The 22,993-nt window shown below is 66.1% G+C and carries 27 protein-coding genes; 9 read left to right on the top strand and 18 right to left on the bottom strand.

Features of this window, described 5'->3' with window-relative positions; all coding sequences use genetic code 11:
- Positions 1 to 5: 5 nt before the first annotated feature.
- A complete protein-coding gene (gene grxC, locus EV656_RS02020; RefSeq protein WP_132598927.1) occupies positions 6 to 263 on the bottom strand; it encodes a glutaredoxin 3 in 258 nt (85 codons plus the stop codon).
- A 37-nt stretch (positions 264 to 300) separates the two neighbouring features.
- Entirely contained in the window at positions 301 to 1,017 is a 717-nt protein-coding gene (locus EV656_RS02025) for a double zinc ribbon domain-containing protein (protein ID WP_132598929.1), read from the bottom strand.
- A gap of 50 nt (positions 1,018 to 1,067) precedes the next feature.
- Between EV656_RS02025 and EV656_RS02030 the strand changes: the two genes are divergently transcribed.
- Together EV656_RS02030 and hemH are read left to right on the top strand one after the other, a co-directional pair.
- A complete protein-coding gene (locus EV656_RS02030; protein ID WP_132598931.1) occupies positions 1,068 to 1,910 on the top strand; it encodes a methyltransferase domain-containing protein in 843 nt (280 codons plus the stop codon).
- A gap of 73 nt (positions 1,911 to 1,983) precedes the next feature.
- A complete protein-coding gene (gene hemH, locus EV656_RS02035) occupies positions 1,984 to 3,075 on the top strand; it encodes a ferrochelatase (RefSeq protein WP_132598933.1) in 1,092 nt (363 codons plus the stop codon).
- A gap of 89 nt (positions 3,076 to 3,164) precedes the next feature.
- Here the strand turns inward: hemH and EV656_RS02040 are convergent, their stop codons facing one another.
- Both EV656_RS02040 and EV656_RS02045 read right to left on the bottom strand, forming a co-directional pair.
- Positions 3,165 to 3,344, bottom strand: coding sequence for a hypothetical protein (locus EV656_RS02040; protein ID WP_132598935.1), 180 nt, complete (start codon positions 3,342 to 3,344; stop codon positions 3,165 to 3,167).
- 133 nt (positions 3,345 to 3,477) lie between these two features.
- Positions 3,478 to 4,074 (bottom strand): L,D-transpeptidase, encoded by a 597-nt coding sequence (locus EV656_RS02045; RefSeq protein WP_132598937.1) that lies wholly within the window; start codon positions 4,072 to 4,074, stop codon positions 3,478 to 3,480.
- Between the two features lie 167 nt (positions 4,075 to 4,241).
- On the opposite strand from EV656_RS02045, the gene dalA reads away from it, so the two are divergent.
- Positions 4,242 to 4,787 (top strand): divisome-associated lipoprotein DalA, encoded by a 546-nt coding sequence (dalA, locus tag EV656_RS02050; RefSeq protein WP_481883007.1) that lies wholly within the window; start codon positions 4,242 to 4,244, stop codon positions 4,785 to 4,787.
- A gap of 3 nt (positions 4,788 to 4,790) precedes the next feature.
- On the opposite strand, the gene EV656_RS02055 is transcribed toward dalA, so the two are convergent.
- Genes EV656_RS02055 through hslO form a run of 8 tightly spaced genes read right to left on the bottom strand, consistent with a single transcriptional unit; the run spans position 4,791 to position 12,612 of the window.
- Positions 4,791 to 5,285: a L,D-transpeptidase family protein gene (locus EV656_RS02055; protein WP_132598939.1), complete on the bottom strand. Its 495-nt coding sequence runs from the start codon at positions 5,283 to 5,285 to the stop codon at positions 4,791 to 4,793.
- A gap of 6 nt (positions 5,286 to 5,291) precedes the next feature.
- Positions 5,292 to 6,131 carry an ion transporter gene (locus tag EV656_RS02060; protein ID WP_132598941.1) on the bottom strand — a complete coding sequence of 280 codons (840 nt, stop codon included), beginning with the start codon at positions 6,129 to 6,131 and terminating at the stop codon, positions 5,292 to 5,294.
- A 30-nt stretch (positions 6,132 to 6,161) separates the two neighbouring features.
- Positions 6,162 to 7,385, bottom strand: coding sequence for a class I SAM-dependent RNA methyltransferase (locus EV656_RS02065; RefSeq protein ID WP_132598943.1), 1,224 nt, complete (start codon positions 7,383 to 7,385; stop codon positions 6,162 to 6,164).
- Positions 7,382 to 9,232, bottom strand: coding sequence for an ABC transporter ATP-binding protein (locus EV656_RS02070; protein WP_132598945.1), 1,851 nt, complete (start codon positions 9,230 to 9,232; stop codon positions 7,382 to 7,384). Before EV656_RS02070 ends, EV656_RS02065 begins: the two co-directional genes overlap by 4 nt.
- Positions 9,233 to 9,280: 48 nt before the next feature.
- Positions 9,281 to 9,868, bottom strand: coding sequence for a LysE family translocator (locus tag EV656_RS02075; protein WP_132598947.1), 588 nt, complete (start codon positions 9,866 to 9,868; stop codon positions 9,281 to 9,283).
- Positions 9,865 to 11,028, bottom strand: coding sequence for a CCA tRNA nucleotidyltransferase (locus EV656_RS02080; RefSeq protein WP_132598949.1), 1,164 nt, complete (start codon positions 11,026 to 11,028; stop codon positions 9,865 to 9,867). The genes EV656_RS02075 and EV656_RS02080 overlap by 4 nt, the downstream gene beginning before the upstream one ends.
- Positions 11,028 to 11,624, bottom strand: a complete 597-nt coding sequence (locus EV656_RS02085; RefSeq protein ID WP_132598951.1) for a CoA pyrophosphatase — start codon at positions 11,622 to 11,624, stop codon at positions 11,028 to 11,030. Before EV656_RS02085 ends, EV656_RS02080 begins: the two co-directional genes overlap by 1 nt.
- The gene (gene hslO / locus EV656_RS02090; RefSeq protein WP_132598953.1) at positions 11,614 to 12,612 is read right to left on the bottom strand and encodes an Hsp33 family molecular chaperone HslO; all 999 of its coding nucleotides are present in this window, start codon (positions 12,610 to 12,612) and stop codon (positions 11,614 to 11,616) included. The genes EV656_RS02085 and hslO overlap by 11 nt, the downstream gene beginning before the upstream one ends.
- Before the next feature lie 75 nt (positions 12,613 to 12,687).
- Here hslO and EV656_RS02095 point away from each other — a divergent pair, with 75 nt between their 5' ends.
- Positions 12,688 to 13,131, top strand: coding sequence for an NUDIX hydrolase (locus EV656_RS02095; protein WP_132598955.1), 444 nt, complete (start codon positions 12,688 to 12,690; stop codon positions 13,129 to 13,131).
- On the opposite strand, the gene EV656_RS02100 is transcribed toward EV656_RS02095, so the two are convergent.
- On the bottom strand, positions 13,128 to 14,384 hold the full coding sequence (locus EV656_RS02100) for a PP2C family protein-serine/threonine phosphatase (RefSeq protein WP_243695667.1): 1,257 nt from the start codon (positions 14,382 to 14,384) through the stop codon (positions 13,128 to 13,130). The two genes, EV656_RS02095 and EV656_RS02100, sit on opposite strands and share 4 nt — an antisense overlap.
- Positions 14,385 to 14,544: 160 nt before the next feature.
- On the opposite strand from EV656_RS02100, the gene EV656_RS02105 reads away from it, so the two are divergent.
- Complete coding sequence (locus tag EV656_RS02105; RefSeq protein ID WP_165918919.1) at positions 14,545 to 14,874, top strand: Hpt domain-containing protein; 330 nt, start codon at positions 14,545 to 14,547, stop codon at positions 14,872 to 14,874.
- On the opposite strand, the gene ilvA is transcribed toward EV656_RS02105, so the two are convergent.
- A complete protein-coding gene (gene ilvA / locus EV656_RS02110) occupies positions 14,871 to 16,118 on the bottom strand; it encodes a threonine ammonia-lyase IlvA (RefSeq protein ID WP_132598959.1) in 1,248 nt (415 codons plus the stop codon). The two genes, EV656_RS02105 and ilvA, sit on opposite strands and share 4 nt — an antisense overlap.
- Positions 16,119 to 16,227: 109 nt before the next feature.
- On the opposite strand from ilvA, the gene EV656_RS02115 reads away from it, so the two are divergent.
- On the top strand, positions 16,228 to 17,448 hold the full coding sequence (locus tag EV656_RS02115) for an argininosuccinate synthase (protein ID WP_132598961.1): 1,221 nt from the start codon (positions 16,228 to 16,230) through the stop codon (positions 17,446 to 17,448).
- A gap of 196 nt (positions 17,449 to 17,644) precedes the next feature.
- On the opposite strand, the gene EV656_RS02120 is transcribed toward EV656_RS02115, so the two are convergent.
- Positions 17,645 to 17,986: a DUF2853 family protein gene (locus tag EV656_RS02120; RefSeq protein WP_132598963.1), complete on the bottom strand. Its 342-nt coding sequence runs from the start codon at positions 17,984 to 17,986 to the stop codon at positions 17,645 to 17,647.
- Between the two features lie 168 nt (positions 17,987 to 18,154).
- Here EV656_RS02120 and trpB point away from each other — a divergent pair, with 168 nt between their 5' ends.
- Complete coding sequence (gene trpB, locus EV656_RS02125) at positions 18,155 to 19,360, top strand: tryptophan synthase subunit beta (protein ID WP_132598965.1); 1,206 nt, start codon at positions 18,155 to 18,157, stop codon at positions 19,358 to 19,360.
- Between the two features lie 142 nt (positions 19,361 to 19,502).
- Here trpB and ahcY read toward each other — a convergent pair whose 3' ends face one another.
- Complete coding sequence (gene ahcY, locus EV656_RS02130) at positions 19,503 to 20,897, bottom strand: adenosylhomocysteinase (RefSeq protein ID WP_132598967.1); 1,395 nt, start codon at positions 20,895 to 20,897, stop codon at positions 19,503 to 19,505.
- Positions 20,898 to 21,005: 108 nt separating this feature from the next.
- Here ahcY and EV656_RS02135 point away from each other — a divergent pair, with 108 nt between their 5' ends.
- The gene (locus tag EV656_RS02135) at positions 21,006 to 21,596 is read left to right on the top strand and encodes an HD domain-containing protein (RefSeq protein ID WP_132598969.1); all 591 of its coding nucleotides are present in this window, start codon (positions 21,006 to 21,008) and stop codon (positions 21,594 to 21,596) included.
- A complete protein-coding gene (locus tag EV656_RS02140) occupies positions 21,593 to 22,078 on the top strand; it encodes a GNAT family N-acetyltransferase (RefSeq protein WP_132598971.1) in 486 nt (161 codons plus the stop codon). The genes EV656_RS02135 and EV656_RS02140 overlap by 4 nt, the downstream gene beginning before the upstream one ends.
- A gap of 6 nt (positions 22,079 to 22,084) precedes the next feature.
- On the opposite strand, the gene EV656_RS02145 is transcribed toward EV656_RS02140, so the two are convergent.
- Together EV656_RS02145 and EV656_RS02150 are read right to left on the bottom strand one after the other, a co-directional pair.
- Complete coding sequence (locus EV656_RS02145; RefSeq protein WP_132598973.1) at positions 22,085 to 22,414, bottom strand: hypothetical protein; 330 nt, start codon at positions 22,412 to 22,414, stop codon at positions 22,085 to 22,087.
- The gene (locus tag EV656_RS02150) at positions 22,411 to 22,965 is read right to left on the bottom strand and encodes an ActR/PrrA/RegA family redox response regulator transcription factor (protein ID WP_132598975.1); all 555 of its coding nucleotides are present in this window, start codon (positions 22,963 to 22,965) and stop codon (positions 22,411 to 22,413) included. Before EV656_RS02150 ends, EV656_RS02145 begins: the two co-directional genes overlap by 4 nt.
- Positions 22,966 to 22,993 lie beyond the last annotated feature (28 nt).

Here is a 22,993-nt window from a genome sequence, read left to right on the forward strand (position 1 = left end):
CCCGCCTAGCCCGCCAGCAGCGGGTCCAGCTTGCCCGCCCGTTCCAGCGCATACAGGTCGTCGCAGCCGCCCACATGGGTCTGCCCGACAAAGATTTGCGGCACGGTATAGCCGCCATTGGCGCGCGTCATCATTTCCTCGCGGCGCTTGGGTTCCATCGCCACGTCGATTTCGGCATAGCTGACGCCCTTCTGGTCCAACAGCCGCTTGGCCGCGTGGCAAAAGCTGCAATAGGGCGAAGTGTAGATTTCCACGGTCTGCATTACGGGTTCCCCTTGGGTTTCGGGGAATATGGGGGATTCACAGGTTCTGCGCAACGCGGGCCAGCACGGCGATTCGCACCTCGACCGCGCCGGCGGCCAGGCAGGCGCGGGCCGCGGCCTCCAGCGTTGCGCCGGATGTCATCACGTCATCGACCAGCAACACCCCGCGCCCGGCCAGCCGGTCCCGGCGGCGCGGATGCACCGCGATGGCACCGTCCAGCGCGGCAAAGCGGGCCTCGGCCCCCAGCCCGTCCAGAATGGGTGTCGCGTGCGGCCGGATCAGCAGATCGGGGCAGTGATCCAGCCCCGCCGCCCGCGCCAGCCCCGCCGACAGCAGCGCCGCCTGGTTATAGCGCCGCCGCACCAGCCGCCAGCGGTGCAGCGGCACCGGCACCACCAGCATCCCCGGCATCAGCACCGGCCGCGCGGCGCGCAGCAGCCAAACGGCGGCGGGGCGGGCCAGGTCGGTCCGGTCGCCATGTTTCAGGGCCAGGACCAGCTTGCGCGCGTTGTCCGCATAGACCAGCGCCGCACGTCCCCGCGTCCAGGCGCGCGGGCGGGTCAGGCAGGCATCGCAATATTCCGGCTGGCCGCTGTCCTGCCCCGGCAGGGGCGTGCCGCAGGCATCGCAGACCAGCCCGGCGGCAAAGGGCGTCTGCCCCCAGCAGGGCAGACACAGGGCGAAATCCTGGGCCACGGTGTCCCCGCAGGAGACGCAGCGGGGTGGATAGATTAGCCGCAGCGCGCTTTGCATCACCTGGCAATCCCCCTATGTCTGCCCTTCGCCAACCAGCCGGACCGCCCATGACCCGACCGCCCGACCTGACCGACCGCCCTGCCCTCGCCCGCGCGCGCGCCCGTACCCGCCGCGCGCCCGCACTATTCCTGCACCACACAGTGGCGGACGAGGTTCAGGAAAGGCTGGAAGAGGTTAACAGAAGCTTTACCGCCCCTGCGGTCGTCACCCCCTTTGCCCAGGTCTGGGCGCCGGCCCTGCCCGGCGCGCGGATCGTGCCCGATGCCGACATCCTGGACCTGGAACCGGGCGCACACGATCTTGTGATCCATGCGCTGGCCCTGCATTGGGCCAACGATCCGGTGGGCCAACTGGTGCAGTGCCGCCGCGCGCTGCGCCCGGATGGGTTGTTTCTGGGCATTCTGTTCGGCGGCCGCAGCCTGCACGAATTGCGCGCCGCCCTGGCCGAGGCCGAGGTCGCCCTGACCGGCGGCCTGTCCCCGCGCGTGCTGCCGATGGGGGAAATCCGCGATCTGGGCGCGCTGCTGCAAAGGGCGGGCTTTGCCCTGCCCGTGGCCGACAGCGTGGTGCAAACCGTCAGTTATGAAACGCCTTTTCACCTGATGCGCGATCTGCGCGCGATGGGCGAAGCCAACGCGCTGGCCGCCCGCCATCGTCGCGCCGCGCCCCGCAACCTGTTCGCCGAGGCCGCGCGCCGCTATGCACAGGCCCATGCCGGGCCGGATGGCCGCATTCCCGCAACGGCTGAAATGATCTACCTCACAGGGTGGGCCCCAGACGATAAACAGCAAAAACCTCTGCGCCCCGGCAGCGCCACGACCAGATTGGCCGACGCTCTGGGCACCGCCGAGGTCACATTGCCCGACAGGAAAAGTCGGGGATCAGATTGACCCCCGAGTAAATGCGTATATGTCCTTGAGGAATTCTAAATTGGACCCCAAAGACCAGCCCGGACCCGAGATTATGTTCGATTCCAAGCAAGGTGCGGCCCTGAGCGAATCCGCAGCGGACACCGCCGAGTGCCCGGCCCATGCGCCTGCCGATCACCCGAAGATTCCGCGCGAAAAGGTTGGCATCCTGTTGGCCAACCTCGGCACGCCGGATAATTACGATTACTGGTCCATGCGCCGCTATCTGGGCGAATTTCTGTCCGACAAGCGGGTGATCGACTATTCGCCCTGGATCTGGCAGCCCCTTTTGCAACTGATCATCCTGACCAAGCGGCCGTTTTCCTCGGGCGAGGCGTACAAGTCGATCTGGAACCACGAGGCCGGCGAAAGCCCGCTGATGACCATCACCAAGGACCAGACGCGCAAGATCCGCGAGACGATGCAGGCCGCCTATGGCGATAATGTCGTGGTCGATTACTGCATGCGCTATGGTAACCCCTCGACCAAGGCCAAGGTGCGCGCGCTGGTCGATCAGGGCTGCCGCAAGATCCTGTTCTTCCCGCTGTATCCGCAATATTCCGGCGCCACCTCGGCCACGGCCAACGACCATTTCTTCCGCGCGCTGATGGAGGAGAAATGGCAGCCCGAGGTTCGCACCGTGCCCGCCTATTTCGACCATCCCAACTATGTCGAGGCGCTGGCCGCATCGGTCAAGCGGGGCTATGACGCGCTGGAAAACAAGCCCGATATGCTGGTCTGTTCCTATCACGGGGTGCCGCAGCGTTATCTGACCGAGGGCGACCCGTATCATTGCCAGTGTGTCAAGACGACCCGCCTGCTGAAGGAAAAGCTGGGCTGGGACGACACGCAGATCACCACGACCTTTCAGTCGCGCTTTGGCCCCGAGGAATGGCTGCAGCCCTACACTGTCGAAGAGGTGGCGCGCCTTGCCGAACGCGGCAAGAAGCGTATTGCCGTGATCGCCCCGGCCTTTTCCGCCGACTGCATCGAGACCCTGGAAGAGATCAACGAAGAGATCCGGGAAAGCTTTGAAGAGGCGGGCGGCGAGGAATTCACCTATATCCCCTGCCTGAACGACGACGACCAGCATGTCGCCGCATTGTCCGACGTGATTCGCGCCAACCTGCGCGGCTGGCTGGAATAGCGGCCGCGCCCGTCGCACAAGACACCCCGCACAAATGAAAAGGCGGTGGCCGAGGCCACCGCCTTTCTATTTTGTCCGCGTGGGAACGATCAGTCGTTCAGCACGGCGGCGACCAGCACCAGGGCCACGATCGGGACCAGGATGCCAGCGGCCGAGGACGAGGTGTCTTCGACGATGATTTCCGGCTCGATCACGGGCTCGGAGTAGCCGCCGGCAAAGGCGGTGGTGGCGGCGACCGAAACGGCGGCGGCAAGGGCGATCTTTTTCATTGCACTCTCCTGTGTCAAAGCGGGTGGATGGCCACGCTTCCTGAATGACATATCTGCATGGGATGTGTAGGGCAGATTTCCGCCGCATTGCAATCGGACGATTGGACCAGATGCCGCATCTGCCGCGATATCGTCAAATTAGCAACACTTGCGTACCAACTTTCGCCAGCCCGAACAGTTCTGCGATATGTTCGTTGTACAGCCCGATGCAGCCGTTCGACGACCGGCGCCCGATCTTGCGCGTGTCGTGGGTGCCGTGGATACGGTAATAGGTCCAGCTCAGGTACAGCGCATGGGTGCCCAGCGGGTTGTTGGGGCCCGGCGGCACGTAGTCGGGCCATTCGGGATTGCGGATCTTCATCGCCGGGGTCGGTGCCCAGTCCGGGCCCTCGACCTTGCGGATCACGCTTGTCCGCCCGCGGCGCGTCAGATCCTCGGAAAGCGGAACCGAGGTCGGGTACAGCTTGTAGACACTGGAATCCTCGGACCAGAAATGCAGCGCGCGCGAGGTCGTATCGACCAGGATCGCCCCGTTGCGCAGGTTGGCGAAATAGGGCCGCCAGTCCAGCGCGCGGAAACTGGAGATGTTGCGCCGCACCGTATTGGTAATGTCCGGCTCGATCTCGATCGACTGGGCCAGCACGCTGGGCGCGGCCAGCGCACCGCTCAACGCCGCGCCACACGCCACGAAACCGCGCCGCGACAGCATCGTCTTGTCAGGTCTGCTCATCATTCACTCCGTCACGCGGAAAGTTCCGTCACTTTCCTTAACTGTATGGCTTGCGCGCGACAGTCGCAAATCAAAGCGGCGTAACCCGCGCCCGAAACCCGCGCCGGGGGTTTGAAGTGCGTCGGCAGACGGGCTAGGAAAACACCGGGTAGCGAAAGGAAATTCCGGTGAAAACGCGTTCGTTCTGGATCGGTCTCGGCCTTGTGGCGGCTTTGTCGGCCTGCACCACCACGACAGAGGTTCGAATGGGCCCCGACGGCAAACCCCTGCCGCAGGTCTACCGCATTTCGCGCGCCGACAGTTCCAAGATCCAGTTCCGGATGCTGGACGCAGTCAACGCCCTGCGCCAGGCCCGCGGCATGGCCGATCTGCAACTGGACTCGCGCCTGAACGCCGCCGCCGCCACCCATTCGCGCGACATGTCGGTCCAGAACCGCCCCTGGCATTTCGGTTCGGACGGGTCGTCGCCGCTGGAACGGGTGCAGCGCGCCGGGTTCGGCGGCACCCTGCGGGGTGAAAACATCTCGGAAACCTACGAGACAGAGCTTGATACCCTCGCCGCCTGGATGGAACAGCCCGATACCCGTGACGTGATCCTGGACCCGCAGGCCACGCATCTGGGCTTTTCCTTCTTCCAGGAACCCAACGGCAAGATCTGGTGGACCCTGCTGACCGGCCGCAAGGCATCCCTGGCCGAGGCGCCCACCGGCTGACGCTCAGGGCAGGATGTCGATGACGGTGCCCTTGCGCACCATCGCATAGACGTCCTCGATCTCGCGGTCCTTGACCGAGATACAGCCCGCGGTCCAGTCACGCCCCTTGCCGCGATGCTTGCCCGCCCGCCCATGGATAAAGATGTCGCCGCCCGGGCTTTGCCCGGCTGCGCGGGCCACCTCTACGTCTTTAGTGTTCGGATAGGAAATACCCAGTGACAGGTGAAACTCGCTGTTCGGGTTCCGCCGGTCGATCACATAACGCCCCTCGGGGGTGCGCCCGTCCCCCTCTTGCCGCTTGTGCCCCTCGGGGGCAAAGCCCAGGTCAACGCGGTAATCCTTCAGCACCTTGTCGTGATGCAACAGGTACATGCGCCGCTGCGACTTCATCACGACGACGCGCGTGACCTCGGGGCCGTCATAGCTTTTGAATTTCGATCCGCAGCCGGCCAGCGCCGCACATGCGGCAGCCCCCAGCATCACCCGGCGTGTCATCATGGGATGTTACCCGTTTCCTGCCCGTTCGTTGCCGCCATCATAGCCGGTTTTCGCGGCGCTGGCACCTGCGCCCTGCGCCCCCTCGGCGGCAATCAGCCGGGCCTCGATGGCCTCCAGCCGGGCCAGAACCTCGTCGCGGTAGGCATCGGTGCGCTGGTTGTCCTCTTCGTGGTGGGCGTCCTGCATGGAATTGACGATCAGACCGACCAGCAGGTTCACCACCGCAAAAGTCGTGACCATGATGAAGGGCACGAAGAACACCCAAGCATAGGGGTAAACCTCCATCACCGGGCGCACGATGCCCATCGACCAGCTTTCCAGCGTCATGATTTGGAACAGCGAATAGGCGCTGTCGCCCAGCGTACCGAACCAGTCGGGGAACGTATCGCCGAACAGCTTGGTCGCCATCACCGCCCCGATATAAAAGATCAGGCCCATCAGCATGAACACCGACCCCATCCCCGGCAGCGCGGTGATGAAACCCTCCACCACCCGGCGCAGGCGGGGTGCAACGGAAATCACCCGCAGAAGACGCAGGATGCGCAGCGCCCGCAGCACGCTGAGGGTCTGCGCCCCCGGCACCAGCGAGACGCCGACGATCAGAAAATCAAAGATGTTCCACCCCGACCGGAAGAAGGCCATCCGGTGCGCCACCAGCTTGGCCGCGATTTCCGCCACGAAGATCGCCAGGCACACCATGTCCAGCGCCACGATCAGGCCACCGGCCCGCGCCATCAGCGTGTCGGATGTTTCCATCCCCAGCAGAACCGCATTCACCAGGATCACGCCCATGATGGCATTCCGGGTCAGGGGCCGGTCCAGGATGCGGGCCAGTCTCTCTCTCATCGCTTTTGTCCGTCGGGTTGGTTGCGGGTCTCAGGCGATATGGCCGCGCGACAGCCGCGCTGCAAGCTCGACATGACCTGACCAGCGGAACTGATCGACCACCTGCACCCAATCCAGCCGGAACCCGGCCTGGGTCAGAACCCGCGCGTCGCGGGCGAAACTGACCGGGTTGCAGGACACCATGGCCACCACCGGCAGGGATGAGGCCGCGATTTGTGCCACCTGCGCCTCGGCCCCCGCGCGGGGCGGGTCGATCACGACGGCGTCAAAGGTTTTCAGCTCATCGGGCATAAGCGGGCGGCGGAACAGATCGCGCGCCTCTGTCGTTACGCGCTTCAGCCCCTGCGCCTGCCGCCATCCGGCATCCAGCGCGGCCAGCATGGCGGCCGACCCCTCTACCGCGTGGACCTGCGCGGTTTCGGCCAGCGGCAGGGCAAAGGTGCCGCAACCCGCGAACAGGTCGGCCACACGGGGCACATCGCCCAGGGCCGCGCGCACCGCATCGGTCAGGGCCGCCTGCCCCGCCTCTGTCGCCTGCAGGAACGCGCCGGGCGGGGGCACCACATGGGCGCGCCCCATCGTCTGGCGCGGCGGGCGGCGGGTGGCAAGCGTGTCGCCATTCCAGGTCAGACGGGCCAGATCGTGCCGCGCGGCCAGCACCGCCAGGTCGGCCAGCATAGGGCCATCGGCGGGCTTGGCCTGGGTCACAGTCAGGTCCACGCCATCCACCGACCGGGTCAGCGTCAGGCCTAGTTCACCCTTGCGCGACCCGCCCAGGACCGTGACCTCTTCGCAGGCGGGCAGGGCGGCCATCAGGTCGGGATGCAGCAGGCGGCAGTCGGGGATCGGCACGATCACGTCCGAGGCGCGGGCATGGAACCCCACCAACGCCCCCTTTTTCGTGCGCCGCCCGGCCAGCACCGCGCGGCGCCGACTGGCCGGGGGCGAGGTCAGGATCGGGCGCATCGGTGCCTCCAGCCCCTGCCCCGCCAGCGCGCGGGCGACGACCTGCACCTTCCAATCGGCCACGAAATCGTCGCTGGCATGTTGCAGCGCACAGCCCCCGCAACGGGCGAAATGCGGACAGGGCGCGCGCACGCGGTCGGGGACCGGGGTCACGATGCGGGGGGCGGTAATCCGGCCCTCGACGATCTCGCCCGTCACCTCTTCGCCCGGCAGGGCCAGGGGAACGGTCACGCCATCCGCGGTGATGCCCTCGCCGCGCAGGCTCAGCCGCTCGACGGTCAGGGTCACTCTGCCGCCTCCGTCCCGATGAAGCCGCCGGATTGATGCGCCCAGAACCGGGCGTACAGGCCGTTTTGCGCCAGCAGTTCCGCATGGGTGCCCTGTTCCGCGATCTGCCCGTCATCCAGCACCACAATCCGGTCCATATGGGCGATGGTGGACAGCCGGTGCGCGATGGCGATCACCGTCTTGCCCTCCATCACGCCATACAGGGTTTCCTGAATCGCGGCCTCGACCTCGGAATCCAGCGCGCTGGTTGCCTCGTCCAGAACCAGGATCGGCGCGTCCTTCAGGATCACGCGCGCCAGCGACACCCGCTGCCGCTGCCCGCCGGACAGTTTCACCCCCCGCTCGCCCACATGGGCATCATAGCCGCGCCGGCCCTGCGGATCCTCAAGGTCCAGAATGAAATCATGCGCCTCGGCCCGTTTGGCGGCGGCGATCATCTCGTCCTCGCTGGCCTCAGGGCGGCCATACAGGATGTTGTCGCGGACAGAGCGGTGCATCAGGCTGGCCTCTTGCCCGACCATGCCGATATGGCGGCGCAGGGATTCCTGGGTGACATGGGCGATGTCCTGCCCGTCGATCAGGATGCGCCCGCCCTCGGCGTCGTAGAACCGCAACAAGAGCTTGACCAACGTCGATTTCCCCGCGCCCGACCGGCCCACCAGACCGACCTTTTCGCCCGGTGCGATGGTCAGGTCCAGCGATTGCAGCCCGCCCGATCCGCGCCCGTAATGGTGGGTCAGCCCATCCAGCCGGATCCCGCCCTGGGCCAGGGTCAGCGGTCGCGCATCCGCCGCGTCGGTCAGGGCGATAGGCTGGGCGATGGTTTCCATCCCCTCGGCCACCACCCCAAGCGAGCGGAAGAAGCTGGACAGCGCCCACATGATCCAGCTGGTCATCGCGTTCAGCCGCAGGGTCAGCGCCGTTGCCGCCGCCACGATCCCCACGCTGGCGGCCCCCTGCATCCACAGGGCGATGGCCCAACCCACGACGCCGACGATCAGAAACCCGTTCAGCAGTGTCAGGCCCACATCCATCCGGGTGAAAATGCGCATCTCGGCGGCAAAGGTTTCGCGCGTGCGGTCGATCGCCTCTTTCGCATAGGCCAGTTCGCGGTCGTGATGGGCGAACAGTTTGACCGACTGCATGTTGGTATAGGCATCCACAACGCGGCCGGTGACCATGCTGCGCGCCTCGGACGCGGCCTTGGAGGCCGGGCCGATCCGCTTGATCGTCCAGCGCACCAGCGCGGCATACATCACCAGCCAGATCACCAGCGGGATCGCCAGCCGGGGATCGGCCTGCCCCAGCAGGATCAGCGCGCCGGTGACATAGGCCGTGGCAAAGGTCAGCGCGTCAAAGACCTGGAACACCGCCTCGCCCGCGGCGGGGGGCGTCTGCATGATGCGGTTGGCAATGCGGCCGGCGAAGTCCTCCTCGAACCAGCCGACGGACTGGCGCAGCACATGGGCGTGCGAGCGCCAGCGGATCAGCGTGCCGAAATTGGGCATGATCGCGTTGTTTAGCAGGGCCACATCCAACCCCTGCAACAGCGGGCGCAGCACCAGCAGGAACACCGCCAGCCCGATCAGCGCCCAGCCGTGACTGTCCCAGACCTGTTCGGGCGTGCCCGTAGACAGCACATCCACCACCTGCCCCAGGGCATGGATCAGCCAAACCTCGACCCCGGCGACCAGCACACCCGCCACCAGCGACAGGACAAAGACACGGCTGAACGGCCGGGCATAGCCCCACAGGAACGGCAGCAACCGGCGGGGCGGCGTGTCGTTCTGGGCGTAGGGCGCGTAGGGATCGACAAGCGATTCAAAGAAGTCAAAGAAACGGGACAAGGGGGCGGGCCTTCTGGCTGGGTGGTTCACGATATAGCGGCGATGGGCCTACAGGAAAACCATTCCCGCCGACGCGGCCAGCGCCAGCGACATACCCCCCATGAACAGCCGCCATGCCCGTTCACTGGTCAGCAGGTAGGTCAGCAGCGACCCGGCAAAGGACCAGAACAGGCAGACGAACAGGTTGATACCCGAAAAGGTGCTGCCCAGGCGCAGCGCCTCTTGCCACGGGGCCAGCCCGGCGGCGTAGCCGCTGGCCGCGGCCAGGGCGATGGCCCAGACCTTGGGGTTGACCCATTGGAACAGGACCGCCTGCACCAGGGTAAAGGGCCGGTCCACCGCAGCCCCCCGCGGCGCACGCGCGGCGGTCAGCAGCTTCCACGCCATCCACAGGATCCAGCCCGCCGCCAACACGCGCAGCCCCATCGCCAGCCCCGGCTGCGCCAGCAACAGCGCGCCGATCCCCAACGCCGTCAGGCCAGAGGTCACGCCAACCCCGATCACCACGCCCGCCACATGGGGCAGGGTCCGACGGAACCCGAACCGCGCGCCCGAGGCCGTCAGCAGGACCACGTTCGGCCCCGGCGAAAACAGCCCGGCAAAGACGAACAGGTATAGCGGGTCCAGCCCGCTCACGCCCCGCCCCCGTCGCCCAGCAGATCGTCCCGCGTCAGGGCAAAGCCAGATGCGATCCAGCGCGCCTCCAGCTCTTTCAAGCGGGCGCCCAGGGCGGGGCCGGACAGGGCAGGCATCAGGTCGCGCGGGCGCACCGGGAATTCCGCCGCCGCGCCGCGCGCGATGGCGTCGCGCGCATCGGCCAGGAGCGGCGTTTCCAGCAGCGCGGCCCGCAGCAGCACCGCGTCCAGCGCCTGATCTACCCCCAGCCGATAGCCCAGCACGGCCGGGCTGTCGGCGCTGCCGATCGCGGCGCGCAAATGGTCCAGCTTGCGGGCCTCTGCCTTGCTCAGCCGCAGGCGGTCGGCGTGGTCCTGCCCGCCCAGGGCAGCCAGGCGCCGGATCGGGTCGGGCGCGATGCCCCAGCCGGTTTCCAGGTGCACCAGCACCGGCAGCGCCTTTGCCGCCGCGCCGGGCAGGGCACGGGCCAGCAGGCCGCTGGCCTCCATCGCGGCGACGCTTTGGCCCGGATCGGGGGCGGATAGCAGCTTCTTCAACTCTGCCCCCACCCGTTCGCGCGACAGGTTTTTCAGACCGTCCGCGTTCGACGCACAGGCCGCCAGCCCATCCGCGTCCAGCCCGCCCGCCGGATCGCCGTACCAGGCATGAAACCGGAAAAAGCGCAGGATGCGCAGGTAATCCTCGCGGATCCGCGCGTCGGCATCGTCGATGAACCGCACCCGCCGTGCGATCAGATCGGGCAGTCCGCCCAGCGGATCGATCACCGTGCCATCGGGCGTGGCATAAAGCGCGTTCATGGTGAAATCGCGGCGGTGGGCGTCCTCTTGGGCCGTGTCGGCAAAGGCCACGACCGCGTGCCGGCCAAAGGTTTCCACATCGCGGCGAAAGGTTGTCACCTCATGCGGCAGGCCACCGGCCACCACGGTGATCGTGCCGTGATCGAACCCGGTGGGAACGGGCTTCAGCCCTGCAGCCGCGGCCAGATCCATCACCCGTTCGGGGCGGGCATCGGTGGCGATGTCGATATCGTTGACCGGCGCGCCCAGCAGGGCGTTGCGCACGCAACCGCCCACGAACAGCGCCTGATGCCCGGCATCGGTCAGCATCGCGCAAACCGCCTGGGTGTGATCGGCAAAGAACCACTCGCCCGAAATCCGCATCACGCCACCCGGTCGGCCAGCGCGCGCAGGATGCGCGCGGTCGCCCCCCAGATGTAATAGGGGCCGTAGGGCACCGTGAAATAGCGTCGTGTCTGCCCGCGCCAGATCCGCGACTGCACGGCGAAATGCGCCTGCGTCATCACATGGGCAAAGGGCAGGTCGAACACCTCTTCGACCTCTCCGGCCTCTGGCACGGGGGTAAAGGCGCCGCGCACATGGCCCAGAACGGGCGTCACGGTGAACCCGGTGACGGTTTCGTGGGCTGGCAGGGTGCCCAGAACCTCGACGCTGTCGCGGGGCAGGCCGATTTCCTCTTCGGCCTCGCGCAGGGCGGCGCCCACCGGCCCGTCATCGCCCGGATCGACCTTGCCCCCCGGAAAGGCGATCTGGCCGGGATGGTGTTTCAGCCGCGACGACCGTTTCGTCAGGATCAGCCGCGTGCCGCGAGCCGTGGGCCAGACCGGCACCAATACCGCAGCATCGCGCAGCACGCGGCCCTGGGGCAATCGGAACCCGGGGTTCAGATCGTAATCCGAGGTCTCGCCCCCCGAACGGGCCAGCGCGGCGCGCAGGGGGGCGATCGGATCAGTCGTCATCCCCGTCTTTCCCGGCCTCGAAGCCCAGCGTCGCCGGGTCCAGTTCGTAATGCGCCCCGCAGAACTGGCAATCGGCGGTCACGATGCCCTCTTCCGTGGTCATGTGGGCGATATCCTTGGCCGAATAGATCGACAGGCTTTGCCGCACGCGGTCCTCGGAACAGGTGCAGCCGAACTGCACCCGCTGGGGGTCAAAAACGCGCGGCCGCTCTTCGTGGAACAGGCGCACCAGCAGTTGGGTGGCCTCTACGCTGGGGCCGATCAGCTCCATCTCTTCGACCGTGTCCAACAGGGTGTTGGCGCGGGTCCAGCTTTCGGCCTCGTCACCGTCAAGGATGTCATCGGCTTGCAACAGCCCGGCATCGCCGGTGCCGCCCTCGCCCGCTGCGTGCGGGGATGCCTCTGGCATCATCTGCAACATCACACCACCGGCGCGCCAGCGTTCCCCCTGCCCCGCCAGCCGCGACCGGCCAAAGGCCAGCGCGAACCGCGTGGGCAACTGTTCGGACTGGGCGAAATAGGTTTCGGCACAGGCCGACAGCGACCCGCCCGCAATCGGCGTGATCCCCTGATAGGGCACCATGTCCCGCCCCTGGTCGATCAGCACGGCGAAATAGCCCTTGCCGATCTGGCCGAACGGGTCGGCGCCCGGTTGCAGGCGGTCGGCGTCGAAACTGGCATAGGCGCGGATGCGGGCCGGGGCGCCCTCGGCCTCGGGCGCGTAGTAATCGGTGGCGATCAGGCGCACCGGGCCGTCGCCGCGCACCTGCAGGCTGAGTTTCCAGCGCAGCTTGATCGTCTGGCCGATCATCGCGGTCAGCAGGGCGGCCTCGGCCACCAGGGCCTCGATCTCTGGCGGGTAATCGTGTTGGGACAGCACCTGTTCCAGCACGCCGTCCAGACGGGCGACGCGGCCGCGAATATCGCTGCGGTCCAGCTGAAAGGGCAGGACGGTATCGTCCCAGGCGATCTGCGATCCGAGTGACATGGGGTTTCCTTGTGCCGAAAGGCTTGGCATACCCGCGTTATATAGGGGCCGGCAACCAAGCACAAAGGGGACGGGATGATCAGGCGATTTGGCGAGCCGGTCCGGGCGGACCAACGCTATCGGTTGCGGCCCGGGGCCTATGCGGTGCTGGCCCGCGGTACCGATCTGCTGGTCACCCATCAGGCCGAACCCGTACCGGAATTCCAGCTGCCCGGCGGCGGGATCGACCCCGGCGAATCCCCCCTGCAGGCCCTGCACCGCGAGGTGTACGAGGAAACCGGCTGGCACATCGCCGCGCCCCGGCGGCTGGGGGCGTTCCGGCGGTTCACCTACATGCCGGAATACGATCTGTGGGCGGAAAAGCTGTGCGTGATCTATCTGGCCCGCCCGGTGCGCCCCTACGGCCCGCCGCTGGAACCGGGGCACACCGCTCTGTGGATGCCGGGCGAAGAGGCCGCCCATCGGCTGGGCAATTCCGGCGATCGGCATTTCGTGGCGCGCTGGCTGGGCTGGGGCTAGGAAAACTCCAGCAGCACGGCGGATATGTCGTCAGCCAGCCCCGCGCTGCCTGCATGATCGCGCGCCCCGGCCAGGATGGCGTCCAGCGCTTCCGGCCCGGATCGCCCGGACTGTGCCCCCAGGATGCGGATCACCCCGGCATCGCCCAGTTGCGCGCCGTTCGGGCCAGCGCATTCGCTCAGCCCGTCGGATGCGATCAATACCCGGTCACCGGGGGCCAGATGCAGCGTATCGCCCTCAAACTCTGCCCCCGGCAGCAGGCCGACGGGCAGCCCGCCCCGGCCCGAAACCTCTATCCCGCCGCTGGCGCGCTGGACCACCGGGTGCGGATGCCCCGCCTGGCAATAGCGCACCGCCCCGCTGTCCAGATCGACCACCGCCAGCAGCAGGGTAAAGTAATGCTCGGTCTCGATCTCGTCCAGCAGCAGGCCGTTCAGATCGGCGACCACGGCCTCGGGCGGGCGGACGGCCACGCCGCCATCGGGCGCGGGCGCCAGCGCCAGATTCTGATCGACCGAGGGCGAGGATAGCAAGCCCGCCAGCCGCGCCGTGACCATCGCCGCGCTGATGCCGTGGCCCGAGACATCCACCGCGAACAGACCCAGCCGCCCCGGACCCGCCGGGAAATAGCCCACCAGATCGCCGCCCACCCGGCCCGCCGGCTGCATCAGCAGCGAGACCCACGCGCGCCCGAATCGTCGGCTGCGTTCGCTGACCAGCGATTGTTGCAGCTTTTCGGCCGCAGCCAGGTCACGGTCGATCGCATCATAAAGGGATTGCAATTCCGACAGGGTGTGGCTGACCAGCCGGTTCTTGTCGCGCAATTCCCGTTCCATCCGCAGGATACGTTCGCCAGACGCGATCCGCGCCCGTAATTCGCTGGCGTTCACCGGCTTGGTCAGGAATTCGTCGGCACCGTTATCCAGCCCGTTCACCATCTCGCCGGTTTCCGATTTCGAGGTCAGCAGGATGAAATAGCCGTAGCTTTCCCGTTCCAGCGCGCGAAAGGCGCGGCAGAAATCCAGCCCGCTCATCCCCGGCATGATCCAGTCGCTGATGATCAGGTCCACCGGCTGGGTGCGGCAGATATCCAGCGCCTCTTCGCCGGTGCCGCATTCCAGCACCCGATAGCCCCAGCGTTCCAGCGAAGCGCGCAGAATGCGCCGTTGCAGGCGGCTGTCGTCAACCAGCAGCACCGCCCGGATCAGCGGCGGCGCGCCATCGGCGGGGTCTGGGGATGTCTGCGGTTGCACGGCGCCCTCGCTCAGCTTCGCAACCGGGCTACGGCGCGAATCGTTAACGTTAGGTGAAACCGCAATTTCGATGCAGATCGGCCGGGACCGGAAAGGATTGCTTAACCCCTTGGGGCACACCCTGTCCGGGTAAAAGGTAATCGGTTTGATGGAGGGCGCCATGATCGACTGGGCGCGTGTCACGGATTTGCGCACCGAGGTTGGGGAGACAGCCTTTTCCGAGGTGCTGGAACTGTTTCTGGAAGAGATGGACGACGCCATGGCCCGCCTTGCGGGCCGGGTGGAGCAGGCAGCCATGGCAGATGAGCTGCATTTCGCACGCGGCGCGGCGCTGAACCTGGGCCTGCGCGAATTTTCCACCCTGTGCCAGCGGCTGGAACATGCCGCGCGCACGGGGCAACAGATCGACCTGGCCCCGCTGCGGGCCTGTTACGACCAGTCCCGCCAGGTACTGCTGGGCGAACGGGGCATCGCCCCCGAGGGGGCCTAGATCAGGAAATCGGCCAGGGTCGTGTCCTCGGTAATGTCGCGATAGGCCAGACCGTGGCTGTCCATCCGCGCCAGAAGGGCCGGAAAATTCTGCGCCTGGCGGGTTTCGATCCCGATCAGCACCGTGCCAAAGTTCCGCGCCGACTTCTTCAGGTATTCAAAGCGCGCGACATCGTCCTCTGGCCCCAGCAGGTCCAGAAATTCGCGCAACGCGCCCGGACGTTGGGGCAGGCGCAGGATGAAGTACTTCTTCACCCCCGAATAGCGCTGCGCGCGCTCCTTGACCTCGGGCAGGCGTTCGAAATCGAAATTGCCGCCCGAGGTGACGCAGATCACCGACTTGCCGCGTATATCCTCGGCCATTTCGGGCAACACATCCACCGCCAGCGCGCCGGCGGGTTCCAGCACGATGCCCTCGACATTCAGCATTTCCAGCATTGTTGTGCAAATCCGGTCCTCTGGCGCCAGCATCACGTCGGCAGACGCAATCCCGCGCAGCCGGTCAAAGGTGCGTGCGCCGACCCGGGCCACCGCCGCGCCATCGACAAAGGTGTCCACGCCGGGCAGCGTGACCGGCGCGCCCGCCTGAACCGCCGCTTTCAGCGATGCCCCACCGGCCGGTTCGACGAACTTGAACGCGATTTCCGGCGCGGCCTGGCGCATATAGGACACCACCCCCGCGGCCAGCCCGCCGCCGCCCACGGGCAGGATCACCAGGTCGGGTGTGTGATACAGCACCGACAGGATTTCCACCGCGACCGAGGCCTGCCCCTCGATCACGTCCGCATCGTCAAAGGGGGCCAGGAAATGCGCACCCACCTGCGCGCAATAGGCCTGGGCAGAGGCCAGCGTATCGTCGAAATAGTCCCCCGTCAGGCGGATCTCGATATTCTCGCCGCCAAAGGTGCGGGTCTTGTCGATCTTTTGCTGCGGCGTCGTGACCGGCATGAAGATCACGCCGCGCACATCGAAATGCCGACAGGCAAAGGCCACGCCTTGGGCATGGTTGCCCGCGCTGGCAGCGACGAACACCTTTTGGTCGGGCTGGGCGGCGATCACCTTGCGCATGGCGTTGAAGGCACCGCGCAGCTTGTAGGATCGCACCGGCGTCAGATCCTCGCGCTTCAGCCAGATATCGGCGCCGTAGCGTTCGGACAGGTGCACGTTGCGTTGCAGCGGCGTGGGCGGGAACAACCGGCGCATCGCCACCTCGGCGGCGCGGGCCTTTTCGACAAAATCGCTCATCCGATCAGCTTTGGACTGTCCTGCGCGCCAGTGCAAGCGGCCCTCCCTTGCCCCGGGGGGCAAAACCGGCTATCCGCCGCCCGTTACCCGAAAGACGAAAGGGGACCAAATGTCCGCGCCCAAGAAAGTCGTCCTGGCCTATTCCGGCGGCCTCGATACCTCGATCATCCTGAAATGGTTGCAGACCGAGTATGGCTGCGAGGTCGTCAGCTTTACCGCCGACCTGGGCCAAGGGGAGGAGCTGGAGCCCGCCCGCAAGAAGGCCGAGATGCTGGGCGTCAAGGAAATCTATATCGAGGACCTGCGCGAGGAATTCGTGCGCGACTTCGTCTTTCCGATGTTCCGGGCCAACGCGGTCTATGAGGGGCTGTATCTGCTGGGCACCTCGATTGCCCGCCCGCTGATTTCCAAGCGGTTGATCGAGATCGCGGCAGAAACCGGCGCCGACGCCATCGCCCACGGTGCCACCGGCAAGGGCAACGACCAGGTGCGGTTCGAACTGGCGGCCTATGCGCTGAACCCCGAAATCAAGGTGATCGCGCCTTGGCGGGAATGGGATCTGACCAGCCGGACCAAGCTGATCGATTTCGCCGAAAAGAACCAGATCCCGATCGCCAAGGACAAGCGTGGCGAGGCCCCGTTCAGCGTGGATGCGAACCTGCTGCACACCTCGTCCGAGGGCAAGGTGCTGGAGGATCCGGCGGTCGAAGCCCCCGATTACGTCTATCAGCGCACCGTTCACCCCGAGGATGCCCCGAACGACCCCGAATTCATCGAGGTGACGTTCGAAAAGGGCGACGCGGTCGCGATCAACGGCCAGGCGATGTCGCCCGCCACGATCCTGACCAAGCTGAACGAGCTGGGCGGCAAGCACGGCATCGGCCGTCTGGACCTGGTCGAGGGCCGCTTCGTCGGCATGAAATCGCGCGGCATCTACGAAACCCCCGGTGGCACCATCCTGCTGGAGGCACACCGCGGCATCGAACAGATCACGCTGGACCGGGGTGCGGCGCACCTGAAAGACCAGATCATGCCGCAATACGCAGAGCTGATTTATAACGGCTTCTGGTTCAGCCCCGAACGCGAAATGCTGCAAGCCCTGATCGACAAATCGCAAGAGCACGTCACCGGCACCGTCCGGCTGAAGCTGTACAAAGGGTCCGTGCGCACCGTGGGCCGCTGGTCCGATCACTCGCTTTACTCTGAGGAGCACGTGACGTTCGAGGATGACGCCGGCGCCTATGACCAGAAGGATGCCCAGGGCTTCATCCAGTTGAACGCGCTGCGGCTGCGGCTGATCGCGATGCGCAACCGTCGGCTGGGCGGCTGACGCGGGCGCCAAATAAAGATGGGGGGCCCCGCCGAACCGGAACCCCCCATCCACCCACGTGCACCCTGCGCACCACACGTGAAAGCAAAACTGTAAGGGCCGGCCATCCTGGCGGGCCCTTGTAGATTAGCGCAGGCCGATACCCCGCGCAAAACCGCAATAGACGGCATTCGTTTCAAATGCCGCGCGGTTCAGATCAGCCGTAGACGCTTTCCTTGCCGAAATGCTTGGTCAGCAGATAGTAGACCACGGCGCGATACTTGTTCCGCTCGGACCGGCCATAGGTTTCGATGACCTTGTCGATGGCCTCCATCAGGTCCGGCCCGTCCGGCAGCCCCAGCTTCTTCATCAGAAAGTTGGTTTTGACCGTTTCCAGTTCCCCCGGCTGGCTGGAGGCCACGGTTTCCGCATCCGCGTCATAGATCGCAGGACCGCAGCCGATGGTGACCTTGGTCAGCAGGTCCATATCCGGTTCCACACCGCATTTCTGGCTGAGGTCGTTGGCGTATTTCTGGATCAGTTCGTCACGTTTTCCCATCGTTCGCTCCCTTTCACGCAAGACACCCGTTCCTGTCGGGTCAAGCCTAGGGGCAAAACAGACCCGGACAAAGGGAAAACCCCGCCTCCTGTGTCGCTTTCGCGCGTTGAGCCGCGGAACGGATGGGCGTCAAATTCGCCGCGAAGGATCAGGAGAAAGGGCAAAAGCATGAGCGCGTATCTGAAAAGCACCCCCGACGCGAACGGGTATTTCGGCGACTACGGGGGCGCGATGCTGCCGCCCCCGCTGGAACCGCATTTCAAGGAAATCCGCGAGGCCTATCAGACCATTTCCAAATCGGCCGATTTCATCAGGGAACTGCGCTATATCCGCAGGCATTTTCAGGGCCGCCCGACCCCGGTGTCGCACTTCAGGAACCTGTCCGAAATCTGCGGCGGCGCGCAGATCTATGCCAAGCGCGAGGATCTGAACCACACCGGCGCGCACAAGCTGAACCACTGCATGGCAGAGGGTCTGCTGGCAAAATTCATGGGCAAGACCAAGCTGATGGCCGAAACCGGCGCTGGCCAGCACGGCGTGGCGCTGGCCACGGCGGCGGCCTATTTCGGCATGGAATGCGAAATCCACATGGGCGAGATCGACATCGCCAAAGAGGCGCCCAACGTCACGCGGATGAAACTGCTGGGCGCGCAGGTGGTACCGGTGTCCTTTGGCGGGCGGTCGCTGAAAGAGGCGGTGGATTCCTGTTTCGGCAGCTACCTGGAACAGGCCGACACGGCCCTGTTCGCCATCGGGTCCGTCGTGGGGCCGCATCCCTTTCCGATGATGGTGCGCAATTTTCAGCATGTCGTGGGCGTCGAGGCGCGCGAACAGTTCATGGAAATGACCGGCGAACTGCCCGACATGGTTGCCGCCTGCGTCGGCGGCGGGTCGAACGCGATGGGGCTGTTTTCCGGCTTCATCGACGATGACGTGGCGCTGTACGGCGTGGAACCGCATGGCACGTCCTCCAACCTGGGCGATCACGCGGCGACAATCACCTATGGCCATGACGGGGATATCCACGGTTTCCGCACGCTGGTCCTGACGGATGAGGCAGGCGAACCCGCCCCGGTGCATACCGTCGCCTCGGGACTGGATTACCCCGGTGTGGGACCGGAGCACGCCCATCTGCACAAGACCGGGCGCGTTACCTATACCTCCGCCGATGACAAGGAGGCGCTAAAGGCGTTCTACGCCCTGTCGCGGCACGAGGGGATCATTCCCGCGCTGGAAAGCGCCCACGCCGTCGGCTTTGCCATGCGCGAGGCGGCAAACCATCCGGGCAAGTCGATCCTGATCAACCTGTCCGGCCGGGGCGACAAGGATATCGACTACGTGGTCGACACCTTCGGCCTGGGCGAGGGGCTGTAACCCGTTACTCGGGCGCTGCCCGGCGTAAACGCCGGGCGGGACATCCGGGCAGCGTTCCGATCCTGACCCCACGCCAATGATCCAAAAGAAAACCGCCGCCCGGGATGCCCCGGACGGCGGTTCCTGTTTTCATAGCCGCGTTTTAGTAGCGGTAATGTTCCGGCTTGAACGGCCCCTCGGGGGTCACGCCGATATAGGCGGCCTGCTCGGGGGACAGCTTGGTCAGTTTCACGCCGATCTTGTCCAAGTGCAGGCGCGCGACCTTTTCATCCAGATGCTTGGGCAGGATGTAGACCTTGTTTTCGTACTGGTCACCCTTGGTGAACAGCTCGATCTGGGCCAGCACCTGGTTGGTGAACGACGCCGACATCACGAAGGACGGGTGGCCGGTGGCGTTGCCGAGGTTCAGCAGGCGGCCTTCGGACAGCAGGATGATCCGGCTGCCGCTGGGCATCTCGATCATGTCCACCTGGTCCTTGATGTTGGTCCATTTGTGGTTCTTCAGCGCGGCAACCTGAATTTCGTTGTCGAAATGGCCAATATTGCCAACGATCGCCATGTCCTTCATCGCGCGCATATGCTCGATGCGGATCACGTCCTTGTTGCCGGTGGTGGTGATGAAGATGTCGGCATCCCCGATCACATCCTCCAGCAGCACCACCTCGAACCCGTCCATCGCGGCCTGCAGGGCGCAGATCGGGTCGGCCTCGGTCACCTTGACCCGGGCGCCCGCACCGGCCAGCGACGCGGCGCTGCCCTTGCCCACATCGCCATAGCCGCAGACCACGGCGACCTTGCCAGCCATCATCGTGTCCGTGGCGCGGCGGATACCGTCGACCAGCGATTCCTTGCAGCCGTACTTGTTGTCGAATTTCGACTTGGTCACGCTGTCGTTGACGTTGATCGCCGGGAAGGGCAGCAGGCCCTTGTTCATCAGTTCATACAGGCGATGAACGCCGGTGGTGGTTTCCTCGGACACGCCTTGGATCATGTCGCGCTGTTTCGTGAACCAGCCGGGGGATTCGGCCATGCGCTTGCGGATCTGGGCGAACAGGGCCTCTTCCTCTTCGCTGGTGGGCACGGCGATCAGATCTTCCTCGCCATTTTCCACGCGGGCGCCCAGCAGGATGTACAGCGTTGCGTCGCCGCCATCGTCCAGGATCATGTTCGCGCCGCCCTCGGGGAACTGGAAGATGCGGTCGGCGTAGTCCCAGTATTCCTCCAGCGTTTCGCCCTTGACGGCAAAGACCGGAACGCCCGCCTCGGCGATCGCGGCGGCGGCGTGGTCCTGGGTGGAGAAGATGTTGCACGACGCCCAGCGCACATCCGCGCCCAGCGCGGTCAGCGTCTCGATCAGAACGGCGGTCTGGATCGTCATGTGCAGGCTGCCCGCGATGCGCGCGCCTTTCAGCGGCTTGTCCTCGCCGAATTCCGCGCGACAGGCCATCAGGCCCGGCATCTCGGTCTCGGCGATGTCCAGCTCTTTGCGGCCGAACGCGGCCAGAGAAATATCTTTGACGATGTAGTCCTGCGCCATTGCGCCGCTCTCCTGATACTCTTTCACTTGGGGCTGCACATAGCACCGCGCGCGCGGCTCGACAATGCGCGCCGCCCGTGGCATCCGGGCGCCGCAAGGGAGAGACCGATGAAACAACCCCGCGCCTGGCAACGCATGCTGTCCGGCCGCAGGCTGGACCTGCTGGACCCGACGCCGGTGGATATAGAGATCGAGGATATCGCCCACGGGCTGGCCTTCGTCGCGCGCTGGAACGGGCAGACGCGCGGGGATTACGCCTATTCCGTGGCTGAACATTGCCTGCTGGTCGAGGAAATCTATGGCCGCCTGGTGCCGCAGGCCCTCGCGAAATGGCGGCTGGCCGCGCTGCTGCACGACGCGCCGGAATACGTGATCGGCGACATGATTTCCCCGGTCAAGGCGGCGGTCGGGCCGGGCTATGGGCAGTTGGACGATCGGCTGGCGACGGCGATCCATATCCGGTTCGGACTGCCCGCCAAGGTGCCCGTGACCGTCAAGCAAAAGATCAAGCGTGCCGACAAGGTCTCCGCCTGGCTGGAGGCCACCCAGATCGCCGGGTTCGAGATCACCGAGGCCAACCGCTTTTTCGGCAAGCCAAAGCCCGAGGTGACCGAGGGTCTGACCATCCGCCTGCGCCCGCCGGTCGAGGTGCGCGCCGCCTATACCGCGCGGCATGCTGAACTGCTGGCGCAGCTATGATCGCCGTTCGCCCCGCGCAGGCAGCGGATGCGCCGCAGATCGCGGCGCTGCTGAACGCGATCATCGCGGCGGGCGGGACCACGGCCATGGAAACACCGCTGAAAGAGGCCGGGCTGGCAAAACGGATCGTCGCCACGCCCGACCGATCCTGCTGGCACGTGGCCCAGGACGGGACGGGGCGCCTTGTGGGCGTTCAATGGGCCGAGCCGCACCCGGGCCTGCCCGCCGACATGGCCGATATCGCGACCTTTACCCGGATCGGGATGACCGGCTGCGGGATCGGCACGGCGCTGTTTCAGGCGACGCAGGCGGCCTGCCGGGCGCGCGGCTATCGCGCGCTGAATGCGGCGATCCGGGCGGAAAATATCGGCGGGCTGCGGTTTTATGAAAGCCTGGGCTTTACCGACTGGCAAGTCGCGCATGATGCGCGTCTGGCGTCGGGAAAGGTGACGGGAAAATGGTTCAAGCGGATCGATCTTTGACCGCGCTCAGGTGCAAACCTGTCCGGCAGATGCCCCGTCCTGCCGCCAGCCCACGAATTGCACGTCGGTAAAGGTCAGTTCCAACCCGCCCCAGCGCAGGCGCTGCGCGATCCCCTCGGGACAATTGGCAAGCGGCAGGCCATCGGGCGGCCCCATCTCACGGGCCAGTGGCGCGATCACCCCGGCGGGCGCGCGCCCGAAATCGACGCGCTGCCCGGTTTCAGGCACGGACAACCCGCCCGCATCGGGACGAAAGGAAACGCCGCCCTTGTCGGGCGGCGCCGGAGCGCAGGCGGCCAGCCCCGCAAGGGCCAGCGCGGCGGCGCCCCGCCTCAACGCGGGCTGCGCTTGGCCAGGATGCGCTGCAGGGTCCGACGGTGCATGTTCAGGCGCCGGGCCGTTTCCGACACGTTGCGGTCGCACTGTTCATAGACCCGCTGGATGTGTTCCCAGCGCACGCGGTCGGCCGACATCGGGTTTTCCGGCGGCGGCGGCAGGCTTTCGCCATCGGACAGCAGCGCGGCGGTCACGTCGTTGGCATCGGCGGGCTTGGACAGATAGTCGGTCGCCCCCACCTTGACCGCGGCGACGGCGGTGGCGATGGCGCCATAGCCGGTCAGCACCACGATCTTGGCATCGGGCCGCTTTTCGCGCAGCACCTCGACCACGTCCAGGCCGCTGCCATCCTCCAGTCTCAGGTCGACCACCGCATAGGCGGGCGGGCGTCCGGTGGCGATGGCCTTGCCGGCTGCGACGGTTTCGGCGGTCTCGACCTCGAACCCGCGTTTTTCCATGGCGCGCGACAGGCGGCGCAGGAACGGCTCGTCATCGTCCACGATCAGCAGAGAGGGATCGTCCCCGATCTCGGTCTCGGTGCTGTCGGCCATGGGCTTCCTCCGGCTTACGGTCATGTTG

Source organism: Rhodovulum adriaticum, from assembly GCF_004345735.1.
GTDB lineage: Bacteria > Pseudomonadota > Alphaproteobacteria > Rhodobacterales > Rhodobacteraceae > Rhodovulum > Rhodovulum adriaticum.

What these genes read in the sequence shown, in the direction of transcription:
- grxC (WP_132598927.1), bottom strand. Translation starts at nt 263, where the DNA reads ATGCAGACCGTGGAAATCTACACTTCGCCCTATTGCAGCTTTTGCCAC.
- EV656_RS02025 (WP_132598929.1), bottom strand. Translation starts at nt 1,017, where the DNA reads ATGCAAAGCGCGCTGCGGCTAATCTATCCACCCCGCTGCGTCTCCTGC.
- EV656_RS02030 (WP_132598931.1), top strand. Translation starts at nt 1,068, where the DNA reads ATGACCCGACCGCCCGACCTGACCGACCGCCCTGCCCTCGCCCGCGCG.
- hemH (WP_132598933.1), top strand. Translation starts at nt 1,984, where the DNA reads ATGTTCGATTCCAAGCAAGGTGCGGCCCTGAGCGAATCCGCAGCGGAC.
- EV656_RS02040 (WP_132598935.1), bottom strand. Translation starts at nt 3,344, where the DNA reads ATGAAAAAGATCGCCCTTGCCGCCGCCGTTTCGGTCGCCGCCACCACC.
- EV656_RS02045 (WP_132598937.1), bottom strand. Translation starts at nt 4,074, where the DNA reads ATGAGCAGACCTGACAAGACGATGCTGTCGCGGCGCGGTTTCGTGGCG.
- EV656_RS02055 (WP_132598939.1), bottom strand. Translation starts at nt 5,285, where the DNA reads ATGATGACACGCCGGGTGATGCTGGGGGCTGCCGCATGTGCGGCGCTG.
- EV656_RS02060 (WP_132598941.1), bottom strand. Translation starts at nt 6,131, where the DNA reads ATGAGAGAGAGACTGGCCCGCATCCTGGACCGGCCCCTGACCCGGAAT.
- EV656_RS02080 (WP_132598949.1), bottom strand. Translation starts at nt 11,028, where the DNA reads ATGCGGATTTCGGGCGAGTGGTTCTTTGCCGATCACACCCAGGCGGTT.
- EV656_RS02085 (WP_132598951.1), bottom strand. Translation starts at nt 11,624, where the DNA reads ATGACGACTGATCCGATCGCCCCCCTGCGCGCCGCGCTGGCCCGTTCG.
- hslO (WP_132598953.1), bottom strand. Translation starts at nt 12,612, where the DNA reads ATGTCACTCGGATCGCAGATCGCCTGGGACGATACCGTCCTGCCCTTT.
- EV656_RS02095 (WP_132598955.1), top strand. Translation starts at nt 12,688, where the DNA reads ATGATCAGGCGATTTGGCGAGCCGGTCCGGGCGGACCAACGCTATCGG.
- EV656_RS02105 (WP_165918919.1), top strand. Translation starts at nt 14,545, where the DNA reads ATGATCGACTGGGCGCGTGTCACGGATTTGCGCACCGAGGTTGGGGAG.
- ilvA (WP_132598959.1), bottom strand. Translation starts at nt 16,118, where the DNA reads ATGAGCGATTTTGTCGAAAAGGCCCGCGCCGCCGAGGTGGCGATGCGC.
- EV656_RS02115 (WP_132598961.1), top strand. Translation starts at nt 16,228, where the DNA reads ATGTCCGCGCCCAAGAAAGTCGTCCTGGCCTATTCCGGCGGCCTCGAT.
- EV656_RS02120 (WP_132598963.1), bottom strand. Translation starts at nt 17,986, where the DNA reads ATGGGAAAACGTGACGAACTGATCCAGAAATACGCCAACGACCTCAGC.
- trpB (WP_132598965.1), top strand. Translation starts at nt 18,155, where the DNA reads ATGAGCGCGTATCTGAAAAGCACCCCCGACGCGAACGGGTATTTCGGC.
- ahcY (WP_132598967.1), bottom strand. Translation starts at nt 20,897, where the DNA reads ATGGCGCAGGACTACATCGTCAAAGATATTTCTCTGGCCGCGTTCGGC.
- EV656_RS02135 (WP_132598969.1), top strand. Translation starts at nt 21,006, where the DNA reads ATGAAACAACCCCGCGCCTGGCAACGCATGCTGTCCGGCCGCAGGCTG.
- EV656_RS02140 (WP_132598971.1), top strand. Translation starts at nt 21,593, where the DNA reads ATGATCGCCGTTCGCCCCGCGCAGGCAGCGGATGCGCCGCAGATCGCG.
- EV656_RS02150 (WP_132598975.1), bottom strand. Translation starts at nt 22,965, where the DNA reads ATGGCCGACAGCACCGAGACCGAGATCGGGGACGATCCCTCTCTGCTG.